The organism is Paenibacillus tengchongensis (assembly GCF_008973665.1).
In the GTDB taxonomy this organism is placed as follows: domain Bacteria; phylum Bacillota; class Bacilli; order Paenibacillales; family Paenibacillaceae; genus Paenibacillus_AQ; species Paenibacillus_AQ tengchongensis.
On sequence record NZ_WACP01000006.1, the window covers coordinates 1 to 16,421 of the forward strand.

Sequence of the window (16,421 nt, forward strand, 5' to 3'; positions counted from 1 at the left end):
AAACGAAAAGAAACGATTGAGCGAAGCTTCGCGGATGCTAAAGAGCTCCATGGGTTTCGCTATTGCCGGTTGCGCGGACTGCCGAACGTCAGGGAACAAGCACTGATGACGGCAGCCGTGCAGAACATGAAGAAGATGGCGATCCACCTGGATCGCCAGGAAAAACGGGGATAACCCCCTCGTTTTCCAGCTCGTAGGCCAACTTTGGAACACAAAAGAAACCCAGGGTCTTTGAATGACCTGGGTTTCTCGACAATCTGAGAGCCTGGTTATCCAGGCTCTTTTATTTTGCAGCGGAATCCGTATATGGCGTATATCGGTTGGGTTTATTCTTCCTGCTTGAATTCAGAACATCCGTTCTATATAATGGAATAATCATACATAAGAACGGAGTGGCTTGTTATGCCCAGTTATGAGATCGATAAACAGCAGGCCAGGCAATTTCTGCTGCGCCATCAGCGGCTGCTGCCCGGCAGCCTGCCGGCAGGCAAGGAAGGCATCCGGCAATATGTCCGCCATGTCGGCTGTATCCAGTATGATCCGCTGAACATCGCCGGACATAATCATGAGCTTGTGCTTCAGGCGCGGGTATCCGGTTTTCTCCCGGAGATGGCCTACGAGCTGCTGTACCAGGACCGGGATCTGATCGACGGCTGGGATAAGAACATGTCGATTTATAGCACGGAGGATTGGCCATACTTCCGGCGTTACAGAGACAGAGCTTACCGGAGATACGGGGGTAACGAACTGTTGTTGGCAACGGCGGAGCAAGTCCGCCGGGAATTGAGGCTGCGCGGTCCGCTCTCCTCGCTGGACCTGGAAGGTAAGGAGAAGATGGACTGGGCCTGGGCACCGGCCCGGGTATCGCGGGCAGCCATGGAGAGCATGTATTTCTGGGGTGAGCTGGCCGTGCATCACCGTGTCAATACACGCCGTTACTATGACTTCAGCGCGAAGCTGCTACCGGAGAGCATCATCCAGGCTGCAGACCCCATCCCGACCGAAGTGGAGTATCAGGACTGGTATGTGCTGCGGCGTATCGGCAGTATCGGCCTGTTATGGAACAAATCCGGCGACGGATGGCTGGGCATTGCCGATCTGAAGAGCAAGGAGCGTACGGCGGCCATTCTGCGGCTGCTGCAGCGTGATCTTGTACGTGAGGTCCGTGTGGAAGGTCTTAAGCAGCCGCTTTATATCCGCACCGAGGATGCAGCGGAACTGGAAGCCGTCATGGGGGCGCAAGCGGATACTGCGTCTGAGTCCGGCTGTGCCGCCGTGCTGGCTCCGCTGGATAATCTGCTGTGGGAGCGGGAACTGGTCGCTCAATTGTTCGGCTTCACGTACCGCTGGGAGGTATACAAGCCTGCCGCCGAACGCGAATACGGGTATTATGTCCTGCCGCTGCTGTATGGCGACAGGTTCGTGGCCAGACTGGAGCCGGTCATGAACAAGAAGAGCGGCATCTTGACCATCGCCGGCTGGTGGTGGGAGCCGAACGAAGCGCTGGATGACGGCATGGCGCCTCTGCTCAGCGCAGCCCTGCAATCGCTCGCCCGCTGCACCAGAGCCACAGCAGTCGTCTTCGCACCCGGGATTGTCAGGCAGAACAAGCTTGGCAAACTAGACAAAGCCCTGAAGCAGGGACCGGCTGGGGCTCCTCAATAGAACAACGCCCGCAGCGGATGAGTTCTGCGGGCGTTGTTTCTTGTGGTAGTGTGGATTTACGTTGATGTGCCAGCTTACGGCTTCCTACTTCATGATGGACTCTTCTTCAATGCCCAGCTTGATATACATATCTGTGCTATAGCTTTGAAGTTTGACTTCCAGCCTTCTCGCTTTATTCTTGAAACGCTTAAGCTCGCGGATCATCTGGGCCCTGCCCGCCGGAGTGAATGTCTGCTGGATGCGCTCCTTGAAATAATCGTGGACGATATGATTGCGCTGCTTCCAGACCGACTGCAGCTGACGCGTCTCCTCCTCCGAGAACGGAAAATGATGCTGGATTTCTTTGATGAGCTGGCCGAGTGAATTACTGAGCTTTCGCTGGTATAATTCGGCCAGATCCGCTTCAGACAATGTCTGTCCCTGCGACAGCTTGCTAAGCAGCAGCAGATTGGTCAATTGTTGTTCCAGCGCCTGACAGTAGTACACCGCGAGGCCGAAATAAGCAAACAGCTCTTTGGATTGCTCACTCTCAGGTATTTGTGTATCCTTCATCCTTCCTCCCCCTTTAAGATCCGCTCTCCTCTTCAGTTCCAGGAGAACGGCTCCTGCTCTATGTATATAAAGTTCATCCGGAGTCATCCAGAGGTGCTGGCTTCCTGAGCGTGACACAGAAACATTGTTCTCCATGTATTTCGCCGGCCGGCAGGCTATCTCCTCTTCCCGTCAACATAAAAAAACCAGAACCCAGCAGATTACACTACTGCATGGCTCTGGTTATTTATCATTGCTGCGGAGGTTTCCGCCAATGAGTTTCTTAAGCGTACACCTCTACCGCACCGCTGATCAGACGGCAGGCCATAGCGGCATTGCGGCAGGCTTCAATGCATTCATGACAGTGCGTAAGCTCATGACGGGCGCTCTCTTCCGCACAGCGTTCGCAAATTTCGGCGCAGAGGCGCAGAATTTCCACCACAAACGGGCTTTGCCGGGTCATTGCCTGGACGGCGAAAGAACAGATATCCGCACATTCACGGTCCAGCCGGATACTCTCGCGCAGCGCGGCCAGGTCATATTCTTTCAGGCTGGAGACATAGCTGTAGTTACAGGCGTTCATACATCTGATGCAAGCGTCAATGCATTCCTGGTAATGAATTCGGGTCATAAGCCTTTATCCTCCTGCAATTTATGATAGGTTATGCCTATGTATTAACCTGCCTGCCTGAAAACGAACCATTGCCCTCACCGCACCCGGCTTAAGTCTAAAGGCTGCGTTTAATCCGGGACGGACGCGCGATCAGCCGTTTCTCCAGCTCAAGCAGCCGGCGGCGCAGCTCTGAAGAGGAGAAGTGCTCGCCAATAAATACGGCTACATCCGGCACATCGCCCTGAGGGGTGATTTTCATAAAATCAGCTTCCCGGTAGGCATACTGAAACAGAAAACGGCTCGGCGTATCGCTAAAGGTCACGATCCCCTTGGCCCGGTATACGTCGCGCGGCAGCTCTTTGACAAACTGTTCAAATTCCTCGCTGTTGACCGCCTGACGGAAGTAATGCGTATAAGCCATAACGTGGTCGTGAGATTGATGTAGCTGCTCCCCCGCCTTCTGCCCTCCGGCGGAATCCGCCATATCTTCAGTCTGTTTCTCCGCAGTAAATTCGCTGTGCGCTCCGCCGATTTTGGCCAGCAACTCTTCTACTGGAAGATCGCAGCGGACCGCGGGCAAAATTTCGGCATAAGCATTCCATTTGCGCACAATCTCCGTAATCTCGGAAGCTTCCGCAGCCGTTACCCGGTCGGTTTTATTCAGAATCAACAGGGAAGCGCAGCGGATCTGCTCCTGCATCAGCCGGTAAGTGGCGCCTTGCTGCTCGCGGTACAATTCCAGTAAATGAGCGGCATCAACGACGGTAAGAAGCCCTTTCAGCTCCACCCGCTGGTACAGGGAAATTTCCGTGACCGCATCGACGATTTCCAGCGGGTTGGCGGCGCCGGTCGCTTCAATCACGACGACATCGGGTGATTCCTTCTTAATCAGGGTAGCCAGCTCTGTGCTAAGATCTCCGCGGATCGAACAGCAAATGCAGCCGCCGAGCAGTTCGGCCATCGGCACCGTCTGCTCCACGATTAATCCGTCCAGGTTCACTTCTCCCAGCTCATTCATCACTACAGCAGGCTGCAGCCCATTGTCCTGCCAATGGTCCAGCAGACGCTTCAGCAGCGTCGTTTTGCCGCTCCCCAGAAACCCCGATAATATGTAAACCGGTACAGCCTGTTCCATCTTCATCTCTCCCCTTGCACTTTCGGTATGGTAGCGAGTGTACTACAAGTCGGAACTGCATGCAAGGCGTCACGGGCAGGGCGCTCAAAAGCCGGCGTATTCTTCGGGTGCTTGTCTTTGCTTCAGTCATCCCCTATGATGGAAAGAATGATTGTATCGCTTGAGGAACATTACCTATTCGAAAAAGGAGCTGGTCCGCATGTCCTCCACCGATGAACACCGGCGCGAAGCGCCGAAGACTGTAACTTGTCATATTATTACCGTATCCGACACGCGCACCATGGAGACCGATTCCGGCGGCGCCCTGCTGCAAAGCCTGCTTGAAGAAGCAGGCTATATCGTACAGGGGCGGTCCATCGTCAAAGACGATTATGAAGAGATCCGCGAGCTGGTCTACAAGTGCTCTGTTCATTCCGGCATCGAAGCCGTTCTGCTGACGGGCGGGACCGGCATTTCACCGCGGGATACCACGTATGAAGCGGTAGCCTCCCTGCTGGATAAGGTGCTGCCCGGCTTCGGAGAAATTTTCCGGCTGCTCAGCTTTACCGAGGATATCGGCTCCGCCGCAATTCTTAGCCGGGCCATTGCCGGCACCATCGGCAGCACGGCGGTCTTCTCCATGCCCGGCTCGACCGGCGCAATCAAGCTGGCGATGGAGCGGCTGATCATTCCCGAGCTTAGGCATGTTATGCGTGAAATCTACAAGCGGGAGTAGCGGCGGCTAGACTGCTGTTCATTCTTCCTCGACAAGTAAACCGCCCCAATCAATATATGATCGGGGCGGTTTCTCTTCGAAAGTTCAGAATCATCAAGTTTCCGGCGGATCCTCATGCAAATCGGTATCCGGAGCGGTAAAGACCCAGCGGGTAAAGGTGACCTCAAGTCCGGAACGGGTCGGCGCACAGACCATCGGTCCCGCCTGCCAACCGGTACTTGGCTGCAGACACGCCACTCTGATCGTCCGCCACCCTTCACCTTCCGCTCTCGCCCGGATTATTACGGCATCCTTCATCCGCGACGCGCGCAGGGTAATCTCTTTCCCAGCCCACTCCGGGACGGGCGAAAGCGACCAGTCCGAGTAACCGTCTGTGACAACCGCACCTAGATGCGGCACTCCGTCATTGATTTCAATTCCGGCCTTGATCCAGACTGTACCGCTGTGCCACAGCATGATTCCGGCCTGATCGTAGAGGCCGCTGAAGCCCCGAGTAGAGAAGCTGACCTCAGCGGCCGCTTCCTCTTCCCAGGGGACAAGCAGCGCATGTCCGTCACCGTGCCGGAAGCCGTACAAAGTGGTCTGCCAATAATCGCTGCCTTGCACGGCTTCCACCGCAAAGCCCTCTGCAACTTCACGGCAGGACACCGGCTCGTTAGTCCAATTGCCGCTTTGCCAATCCACAATTTTCATCTATACGGCCTCCTTCTGATTTCGTTTATTTATCAGCTGATTAATCTTCTCCGAGCTGAGCAGCATAATTACCGTAAATCCGAGCATGGCCAGCGGCAGAATCATGAATGTGGTTCGCCCGGCAATCCACCCGAGCAGCGGCGGCAGAATGGCCCCGCCGGTATAGGCAAACGCCATTTGGTAACCGATAATTTTCTGCGAGTTCTCTTTGCCGAACCGGGCCGGCGTTTCATGCAGCAGACTCGGGAAGATCGGCGCGAGGCCGAGACCGATCAGAATAAACCCGATCAGCGAGAATACCGCCGGCAGCGGCAGGGCCAGGACCAGCGCACCGGCGAGGGTGACCAGTAGCCCGATGCGGATCAAGGCCCGGTTGGATAATTTAAACGTAATGAACCCGGCCACAAACCGGCCTGCTGTAATGCCTCCATAATATAAAGATACCCAGCCCGCCGCAGTTGCAGCAGACAGACCCTTCGCATTGACCAGAAAGCTGCTGCCCCAGAGGCCAAGCGTCGCTTCCACGCCGCTGTAGAACATGAAGGTAACCAGCGCCAGCTTGACGCCCTTCAGCCTGAGTATCCCCCCGGCCGGAGGCTCCGCACGCGGCTCGGCCGCCGCTCCGCCTCCTTCGCTTGCCGCTTGGACCCCGCCTGCTTCCGCACGCTTCCACAGCGGCAGTGTAAAGAACAGCAGGACCACCAGCCCGAACTGGATCAGACTGACCGTCAGGAAGGCGCTCCGCCACGATTCACCAGACGAGATATAACCCGACATGATAACAGGTCCCAGCATGGCCCCGATGCCCCAGAAGCAGTGCAGCCAGCTCATGTGATGGGCTTTATAATGGGTCGACACATAGTTATTCAGCCCAACGTCGATCGAGCCGCCGCCCAGACCCAGCGGAAGCGCCAGCACCGCCAGCCACCAGATCGAGGGGGAGTACGCATAACCGAGCAGCGCCAATGCCGTTACAGCCACGCTGACAAAGGTAACCGGCCCGGTGCCGAACCGCTTCAGCACCCGGTCGCTGAGCAAGCTGGAAATAATGGTGCCGCTGATGACAATGACCGAGAGCACCCCGGCCCGATCGACCGGCGCACCGAAATCAAGACGCATCACCGGCCAGGCTGAGCCGAGCATGGAGTCGGGCAATCCGAGACTGATAAAAGCTAAATAAATGATAATCAGAAAAAAAGTTGCCACTTCAAAACCACCTAAGCTTTAGATTTAGTTAATTGCACATGGGGCTCCAGTGTATGCAAAGTCTGGACAATCATGCCCTGGACATAATCCGCGGCAAAATCCTGTACCAGCAGCAGTTGCGGCACCATTGCTGGCGGCAGCAACGCGGAACAGATGGCCTTTACTTCGTCCAGCATTCCCGGCGTGATGAAGCTGCCGTTCAGCACCACTTCATCGGGATTCAGAACACCGCTGAGCGCGATTACCAGCTTCGCGACCGCTTCGGTCAGCCCGGCAGGAGAAGCGTAAAGCTCAGGCCCCCAGGCGGCGCCAAGCGGAATACCGGCAATTTCACCGGCGAAGCCGCGCGGGCCCCGGTACAGCCTGCCGCCCAGAACAATTCCCGCTCCCGGCGGAAAGCGGTCCGGAAAGTACAAATAGACGACGGCCGCCTCTGCCGGCTTGTTCATTCTGCGGCAATAACCGGTTACGGCCGCATTGACATCGTTCTCAATGATTACCGGCAGGTGATACCGCGCCCGGAAATGCCCGGTTACCGCCACATCCCGCAGGGATTCATAGTCGGATACCGCCATTTTACCCTCGCTTTCGGTACCGGGCAGTCCGATACCCAGCGCAGCGACGGCGGGAAACTGCATAAGCAGCTCATCGATAACCGCTTCAAAAGCCGGCAGATTGATTTCCGCCACCACCGTATCGGTCTTAGTCAGGCTGCGCCCGGTAAGCGAAACGACATTGCTGTGAATATAGCGTTTCCCCGCCCGCTCTAGCGGGAACAGCACCAGCGCAAGCCGGTGCTCATCGTTGTACGCGTACTGCTGCGCCGGCCTGCCGCCCATTGAGGATACTAACCCGGTCTCCAGCACCTCCCGTTCCTGAAGCAGGTGCTGGAGCACGGTACCTACTGTAACAATGCTGAGCCCCGTGCTTTCGGCAATCTGCCGTTTGGTTGCCTGCCCCTGCTCCTTCAGGCACCGCCTAACCAGATTCATATTGACCTCCCTGATGACCAGGGCATTACCGCCGATATTCTCCACTTCCTTCACCTCTATTCTATAATACTTTATTAAAGTGTTTTATTAAATATTTTTTTCCTGAGTATAGCTCTTTTAGCGGCATAATTATGCTCAGATTCTTAGAACACGGACATAAAGCAAACAACCCGGCAGCCACCTGCCGGGTTGAAGATGAATTAGAGATTAGTTCGTCGGGCGATACTGTCTTACAGATCCGGATGCTCGTGCTTAGCCTTCAGACGGGTCCAGCGGCGCTGGACTTCGTTTCTGAAATTCGTCAGAGCCTCCTCGTTCTCCGGCTTCAGCAGGTGGCGGGTCTTGCCCATCCCCTTCAGCCATTCAGACACGTCGATGCGTTTGTCTTTGGCTTCCGGATCATAGGTCAGTGTAGTAACGCCCTGTTCCACTTCATACAGCGGGAAGAAGCAGGACTCTACCGCCCTCGACACCAGTTCGGTGCCATCCTTGTCCTCGGTCATCCAGTTCAGTGGGCAGGCGATCAGAATTTTACCGTAGACCATGCCTTCATTCTGGGCGTACCACTGGGCCTTGGCGGCTTTCTTCAGCAGATCCTGCGGATACGCCTCGCAGCCGGTAAAGACATAAGGCACATTGGCCGCAGCCATAATCTGGGCGGTATCCTTGTGCTGGGTGACTTTACCCTGCTGCGTCTTGCCGATGCTGGAGGTCGAAGTACGGTGGCCGAGAGGCGTGGAATACGACTGCTGAGCACCGGTATTCATATACCCTTCGTTATCATACTCGACGATAATCATCTTGTGGCCGCGCAGTGCTGCACCGATGGCCGGTCCCATGCCGATATCCATCCCGCCGTCGCCGGTAACCATGACGAAGGTGAAATCATCCTTCAGTCCCAGTCCGTCCAGCTCGCCGCGGCGTTTGCGTTCCCAGAACATTTCCACTACGCCGGAAAGCGTAGCCGCCCCGTTCTGGAAGAGGTTGTGAATAAATGTCGATTTATGCGCCGAATACGGGTAGCCGGTGGTGGTAACCATCGCGCAGCCTGTATGATACAGCGCCACAATATCGCCTTCAATCCCTCTGAAGAAAAGCTCCAGGCCGGAGAAGATCCCGCAGCCCGGGCAGGCGCCGTGTCCCGGCGAGAGCCGTCTCGGCTTCTTCATCAGGCTGCGCACCGGCGGAACCTTAACGCTCAGCTTGCCGGTCTCTTCATTGCGGGTTACGGTGATGAGGCCGGTCTTGAGCGCATCAAAATCCATCGGCTTCAGCAGCCGCTTCGGCGCCTTGTCCGGTTCGCCCGGATTGTGGCCGTAATAATCGAACGGAACCTCGACTTTATCGGCAACCACAGCGTCCATGGCCAGTTGGAAGAAAGCATGGCCGTCTTCGGCGTAGAAGTCCTTGCCGCCCAGACCGTAAATCCGGCTGATAACCTTGGTCGTTGTATTACCATATGTGAACAATGCAGCCTTGATTTCGTTGACCATGTTGCCGCCGTGTCCGCCGACCGAGTCCGCACGGTCGCCAACAGTGATGGCTTTGACGTTCTTCAGCGCTTCCGCAATCTGCTTCTGCGGGAACGGACGGATCATGTTCGGAGAGATGGCTCCGGCTTTAATCCCTTGCAGGCGCAGCTGGTCCACAACGTCCTTAATGATCTCTGAAGCGGAGTTCATCAGGAAGACGGCTACGTCGGCATCCTCCATCCGGTACTGCTCCAGCAGCGGATAATGGCGCCCGGTTAACTGCGCGAATTCTTCGGCAATCTCCTCGAACACCTCACCCGCATTGTACATTGCCACCGACTGCTGATAACGGTTGTTGATATAATCCGGCTCGTTCATGTAAGGCCCGACCGTAACCGGATTGTTGCGGTCCAGGGTATCGGTGAAGCCGGCAGGCGGTTGTTCACCGACGAATTTATGCACATCCGCACGGTGGGCGAATGCCTGCACGCGGCGTTTCTGGTGGGAGGTGAAATAGCCGTCGGACGCTACCATCACCGGCAGGCGGACCTTGGCATGCTCGGCCAGCTTGAGCGCCATCAGGTTCATGTCATAGACAGACTGGGGATCGCGGCACATCAGAATCGGCCAGCCGGTATTGAGCGCGAAGTACAAATCCGAATGATCGCCGTGAATGTTCAGCGGCCCGGAAATCGACCGGCAGATCAGGTTCATGACCATCGGCATCCGGGTGCCGGCCTGTACAGGCAGCTGCTCCAGCATGAACATATATCCTTGGGCGCTGGTCGCATTGAATACGCGTCCGCCGGCGGTAGCGGCACCGTAACAGATCCCGGCTGAGCTGTGCTCGCCGTCGGAAGGAACCAGCATGATGTCGTGCTGTCCGGCTGCTTTCATCGTATCGAGAAACTGTGCAACCTCCGTGGAAGGGGAGATCGGGAAATAACCCATCACATGGTAATTGATCTGATGAGCCGCATAGGCAGCCATTTCGTTGCCGGACTCATACAGGAATTTCTGCTCCACCTGGGCGGAGCCTATTTCTTTTTCATAATCGATAGCCACTCTTCATTCCACCTTTCTCCGGGAGTTTAGGACTGGGCCACAAGATCCGCAAGATCGAACGTGTGGCGGACCGTATGGGCATCTGCATAGCCTTCCTGCTCGCGCATACTGGAGAGCGCCGAGGTCGGGCAGGCGCCTACGCATTTCAGGCAGCCTTTGCAGTATTGATAATCGATGCCCAGCAGGAACATCTGCGAACGGCCCTTGCGGTCCAGCCGCTCCTCCCAGACAAAGCACTGGTCAGGGCAGACGGTATCGCACTGCGCGCAATTGATGCAGGATTCTTGCTCATATGCCGGGAGCATACCCGAGCGCGAGATGCTCAGGTTCTTCAGGAAGGTGCTGCCCGGATTGACGATCGAGCCGCCCATCGGCTGAGTCTCATAGCCGAGCGGAGACAGGTCGGAACGCACATATTCGGGCATGCTTTCTCCTGCCGGCAGATCAAAATGCATAAACTGTACTTCATTATATCCGCGCTCAAAGGTCCGGATTGCCGATTCAACCGCCTGCGGATACTTCTTGCCGAGAGACTTCTCGATGACGCCCTTCATCGTCTCGGTGTCCAGGAACGGGCAGAGCCGGAACAAAGCTCCGAGCATCGCCATATTTACCCGGTTCTTCTCTTTGAGCGCAATGCTTGTTGCGTCAATCACCGCGAGCGTGCCAGCCTTCAGCTTAAGCAGCTCCTTCAGTTCCTCCGGCGTCCTGGCCGAATTCACGAGAACGGTGCTTTCTTCCGTAATTCCGCTGGTGACGTTGACGGTCTTGGCCAGCGCTTCATGGAATACTCCGACGACATGCGGCCGTTCCACCGGAGAAGTATCGCGGATATGTGTGTTTAAATCACAGAACCGGATATGCGCCTTAACCGGCGACCCCTTCTTCTCTGAGCCGTAGGATGAGAAGCTGACGCCGTTCAGGCCGGCTCCGACTACTCCTGCTTCCGCGAGCATCTTGCCGGCCAGGTTGGCCCCCAGACCGCCAATGGACTCCAGGCGGATCTCGAAGAAGCCGAGCGCGTTAACTTTTGGTAAATGTACCACCGACATAACCCCTTTCATAGTGTCAAGTAGAATAACATCCTTTTGACTTTTTCAACGATTGTAACTTGATTCACCCTGCCGCGAAGTGATAAATCTTGCATTATCCACTCATTGGGAATCACAATTATTTATGGATTTTTATTGTTTTATTTATATGCGACAGAGTGACGTTACTTCATAAGCAGGAATGCTGCCATCCACTCTGCAGAATATGAACATTATGTGTAATCCGGCAGTTCCCAATGAATTGTTGAACGGTTGTCAACTTTAATTAAGCCGTAATATTAAAAATTAAGATGTTAAATTTATCACATTTACTCATGATAAAAATCACTAGTTTCGCATCTGGCAGGAGCAGGCCGGAGCCTTCCCATGACAAATACCCGCCGGCCTGCAGGCCGGCGGGATACGCTCTACGAGTACCTTGATCTGTTAAGAGACTACGCTTAATATGCCCACCAGTTTCCCGACATCACCAGCATGGAGAACAGCTTGATGCTGTCCTCATAATAATCCTCGGCGCCGCTTCCGGCCGTATGGGTCCACAGCGCATTCAGCCAGCTCTGGTTGGAGGGAGAAATCATAGCGCTGACGCCAAAGGGTGCATAGAAGGCTCCGCTGTTATAGCTCCCGAAAGTGGTTCCGTTCAGCTTGTAGCCATCCACAATATTGGCCGGGGCGCTCCCCGTCTTGGTCTTGATCCAGCTGTTAAGCTGCGTCAGCTGGGCCAGTGCGCGGTTATCACCGGTGATTAAATAGTCGGTTGCAATCCGCCATGGTGTGCGGCAGGCATTGTAATTATAGTGCCCGTCATTGGCATCCTCAAGGAAGTTGGCTGCAGCCGGTTTATATACCCCGCCGGAGTATACCGAAAAGTCCGGCAGCAATCCGGTTGTGGAGCTGTATCCGGAATACAGACTGCCTATGATGCTGTATGTCTTGTCGATAACATTCTGCCAGCGGGCATCACCCATAGCGGCCTTAAAGCCTTTTAAATGATTCAGCAGGAAATCCGAAGTCCGGGTCGCCGTATTATAAGTCCCGCTGGAAGCCCAGTCGCCGAGACGGATCGTCCACTGGGTCTGGTTAATATCACTGTTCATAATCGCATTGATAATGTTCGTGGCAGCCTGCAGATAGTTCACCGTTCCCGTACTGCCCCACTGCTTATGGGCAAGCAGCAGCGAATAGGCAATATCCATATCCCCGTCCGCAGCCGAATCTTCGCCTTCTATATTCTGAAAGCTGCTGTTCTGCTTCCAAGCCATTAAGTAAGGGTTAATCGAACTGGGATGGGCTGTATAATAGTTATATAATCCATTGAAATAGGTCTGGGCGCTGCCGTCGTATCCGGCCATAAGCACCGTAAACAGCATGCCGTAGCCATGCGCCTCCGATACGGTCTCCCCCGCCGAATTGTATTTGACATAATATTTGCCGGTCCCGGCGGGCTTCAAATACGCTGCTTTCCAGGCATCCCATTTGGTCTTGACGGCATTATCCATGGCGGTCTGCGTTACATGATTGGGTTTGATAGTGCCGGCCGTGTAGGTTGTATGCTGCGGAAACGGTTTGTTTACAGCGGCAAAAGCGGACCCTGCCGGCAGAAGAAACAGTGCCAGACAGAAGGCCAACATGCTTTTTCCACCCCATTTGAGCTTCCCAGGCTTTTTCATCCATCTTCACTCCTTAGCATTATTGGTGCTGCAACAATACGGACAGGACGAAACATCACCTCACCGGCTGAAAAAAATAGTATTTTAAAGCATATTTAATATATTATTCCATATCTCCACTGTCAATAACATTAGCCCCCGCTCCGTATTGACCCGAAATAAACAAAAAAAGCTGCTCTTCCAAAGGTTAGATAACCTTGTAGAAGAACAGCTTTTGCAGCTCGTATTTCCTGTTATGCTATTCCATGTCCTGCTGCATATGCTCGGCGATCAGCCGCTGTTTGCGGTCCCAGACCTGCTCGCTCAGGTTCACCCGGTAGACCTCCGGATTGAGGATACGCAGGTATTCCGGCCAGAACAAATCCAGCTGCTGCTCATGGTAGCGGCGGATTTCCTCCAGCTCCGGCAATTTGTAGACCTGAAAGCCGTTCACAAAGATCGGCTCCAGCATCGGAAGCGCCTCATAACGGTCCACATTCTTCTTCAAATACGGATGAAGCGGGTTAAACAGCTTCAGCCGGGCGCCGCTGCGCGGAGCCGTGTCCTCCGGATAGCTGATATAATCGGCCAGCGCCTTGCCGTGGGTGCCGACAATCCGGAACACCTCTTTCTTGCCGGGGGTCGAGACCTTCTCCGGATTGGAGGAGATCTTGATCGTCGGAATCATCTCGCCTTCCGCCGATTCGATCTCAACCAGCTTGTACACTCCTCCCAGCGATGGCTGGTCGGAAGCGGTAATCAGCTGTGTGCCGACACCCCAGGTATCGATGGCCGCTCCTTGGGCTTTCAGGTTCATGATTGTATTCTCGTCCAGATCATTGGAGGCGACGATCTTCACATAGTCCAGTCCGGCGTCATCCAGCATTTTACGCGCCTGGCGCGACAGGTAGGCCAGGTCACCGCTGTCCAGGCGGATGGCGTTCATCCGTTTGCCCTGCGCTTCCAGCTGCTTGGCGGTGTGTATCGCATGCGGCACCCCGCTGCGCAGCGTATCGAACGTATCCACCAGCAGCGTTACATTATCCGGCAGTACCCGTGCATAGGTATCAAACGCCTCCTGCTCGCTGCCGAAGCTCTGCACCCATGAATGGGCATGCGTGCCCTTGGTAGGGATGCCGAACATTTTGCCGGCCAGCATGTTGGAGGTGGCATGGAAGCCGCCGACATAGGCCGCGCGTGCACCCCACACTGCGGCATCCGCCTCCTGTGCGCGCCGGGTGCCGAACTCCAGCAGAATGTCGTCCGGTGCTACCTGCTTAATGCGCGAAGCCTTGGTGGCGATCAGTGTTTGGTAGTTCATAAAATTCAGAATCGCCGTTTCCACCAGTTGCGCTTCCATAATGGTGCCTTCCACGCGGATTAGCGGCTCATCCGGGAACACCAGCGCCCCCTCTTTCATCGAGTGGATGGTGCCCTGGAAGTGAAACTGCAGCAGCTCCTCCAGAAACGCCGGCGCATAGTTCTCCTCCTGCTCCGACAAATAGCGGACATCCTCTTCGGAAAAACGCAGGCCCACTATATATTGAACAATGCGTTCCAGCCCCGCGAAGACGGCAAATCCGTTGCCGAACGGCAGCTTGCGGAAATAAGCCTCGAACACCGCCTTGCGCTTGTGGCTGCCGTTCACCCAGTGGGCGTACATCATATTGATCTGATATTTGTCGGTATGCAGCGCAAATTCCTTCCTCAAAACTTCAGCTCCTGTCTCTTCGCCGAACGGCGCTTCATGTCGTATTTATTCTGCCTTCACTACTGCTGCGCCCAGGCTGCCGCGGAAATGTCCGAGCGCCCACTCATGGCCCTGCGGATTAAAGCTGGCGACGGCGTCTTCGTGTATGATGATTTCAAAGCCCTTGTTGTATGCATCCACCGCGGTATGCAGCACACAAATATCCGTGCAGACCCCAATCAGGTGCAGTTCGGTAATGCCGCGGGCACGCAGCTTAAGCTCCAGGTCCGTACCGCTGAAGGCGCTGTAGCGTGTTTTGTCCATCCAGTACATAGAGTCATGATGTGCTTCGTACACATCCTTCAGCTGACCGTACAGCTCGCGCCCCCGGCTTCCGCGCAGGTTATGCGGCGGAAACAGCTTGCTCTCCGGATGATACGGATCTCCTTCCTCATGCAAATCGACCGCCATTACGACATAATCGCCGTTCTTCACGAACGCCTCCGTCAGTTCGCTAATCCGCGGGGCGATGTCTACCGCAGGCTGTCCGACCGGCAGGCTGCCGTCGACAAAATCATTAGTGAAATCAATCACGATCAACGCTCGCATGGCGTAAACCCTCCTTGAAATAGGCCTGTTACTGGAATGCCGGAATCAGGTATAAATCGATAACAACGGCTCATGATCGGTGAACATATAGAGCTGGGCAGGCCGCTGGGAATATTGGTTGGAGCTGAGCGGATTCCCCGCTTCGTCCCGCACCTCTTTCAGAATGCCCTGGCGGGAGCGCGTGGAAGTGATTTTACGGATAAAGTTCGGCTCCTTAAATTCCGGCACCACCGTCTGGATGACCTGGTACAGCTCGCTCAATGTGAAATGCCGCGGCAGGAACTGCCGGGCGATCGTCGTTTGCAGCATTTGCTGCTGAATCCGCAGATAGGCATCCGTAATGATCTCCCGGTGGTCAAAAGCCAGCTCCAACTCCTCCAGTGCTTCCTGCAGAGTGAAAAGCCCGACTTCGCCCGCATCGTCCGAGGCCTGCCGCTGCTCCAGCATCCATTCCTCCACCAGCGCAAAGAACGCATGGCTGATAATCCAGCCGCGCGGGTCGCGCCCCGGCGTACTGTATACGCCTAAGTATTCTAGATGACCGCCGTCAACGCCGGTCTCTTCCTTCAATTCGCGCTTAGCCGCGTCATAAATGGACTCGTCTTCCTGGCAGAACCCGCCCGGCAGCGCCCACATGCCCGCACAGGGCCATTTCTTCCGCCGGATGAGCATGACCTTGAGCTCACGCAGCGGCAGGGTCTTGGTGACAGTCTTCCGCTCGCGCTTGGTTAGTGTAAACATTACAATATCAGCCGGCACTCCGTCCGGTGTCCGGTATTTTTGGGCGTTATAGTGCTGCTTCTCATTTTCGCTCACAATCGACCATCCTTTACCGCTGCTTTTTCAATGCCTGTCTTCAGGGCCGCCTTCCGGATTAATCGCCGCAGGATGCGGGCGGACTTTCGGTACCGGCTTCCACGGTGATTTTTTCCGAGACGGTATCCTTGATAGCCGAAATCACCAGCTGCAGCAGATCATTGATCTCACTTTGGCTCTGCTGAAACTCGGCGACAATCGGAATACCGTCGATTTCCGCCTGCATCTCCGCAATCTCGCGCTCGATTTTGTCTACCATACTCTTATTGCCAAAGCTTTCAAAGGCTACGATTTCCTTCTGCTTCTTCTTGATCTTCGCGATCAGTCCCTGCACCCGTTCGTGCCGCTGGATTTTGGACTCGGCCTGCTGGAATTGCTGCACTTCCTCGCTGCGCGAGATCAGACCCGCCAATTCATGGGCTTTGGATAGTATATCCTGGCGCTCTATTAAATCACTGGCACCTTCAGCTGTATAATCAATGCCTTTCATACGCATGTTCTCCTCACTCATCATATAT

16 protein-coding genes are annotated in these 16,421 nt (G+C 55.1%); 3 read left to right on the forward strand and 13 right to left on the reverse strand.

Going from position 1 to position 16,421, the window contains the following annotated elements; all coding sequences use genetic code 11:
- Window positions 1–174: transposase (locus F1381_RS11505; RefSeq protein WP_187355298.1), on the forward strand; the 174-nt coding region annotated here is incomplete at its 5' end.
- A gap of 228 nt (window positions 175–402) precedes the next feature.
- Window positions 403–1,665 carry a winged helix-turn-helix domain-containing protein gene (locus F1381_RS11510; protein WP_151735005.1) on the forward strand — a complete coding sequence of 421 codons (1,263 nt, stop codon included), beginning with the start codon at window positions 403–405 and terminating at the stop codon, window positions 1,663–1,665.
- Window positions 1,666–1,749: 84 nt separating this feature from the next.
- Here the strand turns inward: F1381_RS11510 and F1381_RS11515 are convergent, their stop codons facing one another.
- From F1381_RS11515 to F1381_RS11525, 3 genes are all read right to left on the reverse strand, one after another.
- On the reverse strand, window positions 1,750–2,217 hold the full coding sequence (locus F1381_RS11515; protein WP_151735006.1) for a hypothetical protein: 468 nt from the start codon (window positions 2,215–2,217) through the stop codon (window positions 1,750–1,752).
- Window positions 2,218–2,479: 262 nt separating this feature from the next.
- A complete protein-coding gene (locus F1381_RS11520; RefSeq protein ID WP_151735007.1) occupies window positions 2,480–2,827 on the reverse strand; it encodes a four-helix bundle copper-binding protein in 348 nt (115 codons plus the stop codon).
- 97 nt (window positions 2,828–2,924) lie between these two features.
- Window positions 2,925–3,944 (reverse strand): CobW family GTP-binding protein, encoded by a 1,020-nt coding sequence (locus F1381_RS11525; protein ID WP_151735008.1) that lies wholly within the window; start codon window positions 3,942–3,944, stop codon window positions 2,925–2,927.
- Window positions 3,945–4,143: 199 nt separating this feature from the next.
- Here F1381_RS11525 and F1381_RS11530 point away from each other — a divergent pair, with 199 nt between their 5' ends.
- Complete coding sequence (locus F1381_RS11530) at window positions 4,144–4,659, forward strand: MogA/MoaB family molybdenum cofactor biosynthesis protein (RefSeq protein WP_151735009.1); 516 nt, start codon at window positions 4,144–4,146, stop codon at window positions 4,657–4,659.
- 93 nt (window positions 4,660–4,752) lie between these two features.
- On the opposite strand, the gene F1381_RS28230 is transcribed toward F1381_RS11530, so the two are convergent.
- The 10 genes from F1381_RS28230 to F1381_RS11575 form a co-directional block, all read right to left on the reverse strand.
- On the reverse strand, window positions 4,753–5,352 hold the full coding sequence (locus F1381_RS28230; RefSeq protein WP_187355299.1) for a DUF1349 domain-containing protein: 600 nt from the start codon (window positions 5,350–5,352) through the stop codon (window positions 4,753–4,755).
- On the reverse strand, window positions 5,353–6,558 hold the full coding sequence (locus F1381_RS28235; protein WP_187355300.1) for an MFS transporter: 1,206 nt from the start codon (window positions 6,556–6,558) through the stop codon (window positions 5,353–5,355). It lies immediately after the preceding gene.
- Window positions 6,559–6,569: 11 nt separating this feature from the next.
- Window positions 6,570–7,604, reverse strand: coding sequence for an ROK family transcriptional regulator (locus F1381_RS11540; RefSeq protein WP_246187997.1), 1,035 nt, complete (start codon window positions 7,602–7,604; stop codon window positions 6,570–6,572).
- 176 nt (window positions 7,605–7,780) lie between these two features.
- Window positions 7,781–10,087: a thiamine pyrophosphate-dependent enzyme gene (locus F1381_RS11545; RefSeq protein ID WP_151735011.1), complete on the reverse strand. Its 2,307-nt coding sequence runs from the start codon at window positions 10,085–10,087 to the stop codon at window positions 7,781–7,783.
- Between the two features lie 26 nt (window positions 10,088–10,113).
- The gene (locus F1381_RS11550) at window positions 10,114–11,133 is read right to left on the reverse strand and encodes a 2-oxoacid:acceptor oxidoreductase family protein (protein WP_246187998.1); all 1,020 of its coding nucleotides are present in this window, start codon (window positions 11,131–11,133) and stop codon (window positions 10,114–10,116) included.
- Between the two features lie 446 nt (window positions 11,134–11,579).
- Window positions 11,580–12,809 (reverse strand): family 8 glycosyl hydrolase, encoded by a 1,230-nt coding sequence (locus tag F1381_RS11555; protein ID WP_151735013.1) that lies wholly within the window; start codon window positions 12,807–12,809, stop codon window positions 11,580–11,582.
- 238 nt (window positions 12,810–13,047) lie between these two features.
- On the reverse strand, window positions 13,048–14,499 hold the full coding sequence (locus F1381_RS11560; RefSeq protein ID WP_151735014.1) for a nicotinate phosphoribosyltransferase: 1,452 nt from the start codon (window positions 14,497–14,499) through the stop codon (window positions 13,048–13,050).
- Window positions 14,500–14,544: 45 nt separating this feature from the next.
- Window positions 14,545–15,087 (reverse strand): cysteine hydrolase family protein, encoded by a 543-nt coding sequence (locus F1381_RS11565; protein ID WP_151735015.1) that lies wholly within the window; start codon window positions 15,085–15,087, stop codon window positions 14,545–14,547.
- Window positions 15,088–15,132: 45 nt separating this feature from the next.
- Window positions 15,133–15,903 carry an NUDIX domain-containing protein gene (locus tag F1381_RS11570; RefSeq protein WP_425495263.1) on the reverse strand — a complete coding sequence of 257 codons (771 nt, stop codon included), beginning with the start codon at window positions 15,901–15,903 and terminating at the stop codon, window positions 15,133–15,135.
- A gap of 58 nt (window positions 15,904–15,961) precedes the next feature.
- Window positions 15,962–16,414 (reverse strand): YlbF/YmcA family competence regulator, encoded by a 453-nt coding sequence (locus F1381_RS11575; protein WP_151735017.1) that lies wholly within the window; start codon window positions 16,412–16,414, stop codon window positions 15,962–15,964.
- Window positions 16,415–16,421: the final 7 nt, after the last annotated feature.

Coding starts and splice junctions, on each gene's coding strand:
- F1381_RS11565 (WP_151735015.1), bottom strand. CDS start 15,087: ATGCGAGCGTTGATCGTGATTGATTTCACTAATGATTTTGTCGACGGC.
- F1381_RS11515 (WP_151735006.1), bottom strand. CDS start 2,217: ATGAAGGATACACAAATACCTGAGAGTGAGCAATCCAAAGAGCTGTTT.
- F1381_RS11510 (WP_151735005.1), top strand. CDS start 403: ATGCCCAGTTATGAGATCGATAAACAGCAGGCCAGGCAATTTCTGCTG.
- F1381_RS11520 (WP_151735007.1), bottom strand. CDS start 2,827: ATGACCCGAATTCATTACCAGGAATGCATTGACGCTTGCATCAGATGT.
- F1381_RS11530 (WP_151735009.1), top strand. CDS start 4,144: ATGTCCTCCACCGATGAACACCGGCGCGAAGCGCCGAAGACTGTAACT.
- F1381_RS11555 (WP_151735013.1), bottom strand. CDS start 12,809: ATGAAAAAGCCTGGGAAGCTCAAATGGGGTGGAAAAAGCATGTTGGCC.
- F1381_RS11525 (WP_151735008.1), bottom strand. CDS start 3,944: ATGGAACAGGCTGTACCGGTTTACATATTATCGGGGTTTCTGGGGAGC.
- F1381_RS28230 (WP_187355299.1), bottom strand. CDS start 5,352: ATGAAAATTGTGGATTGGCAAAGCGGCAATTGGACTAACGAGCCGGTG.
- F1381_RS11575 (WP_151735017.1), bottom strand. CDS start 16,414: ATGAGTGAGGAGAACATGCGTATGAAAGGCATTGATTATACAGCTGAA.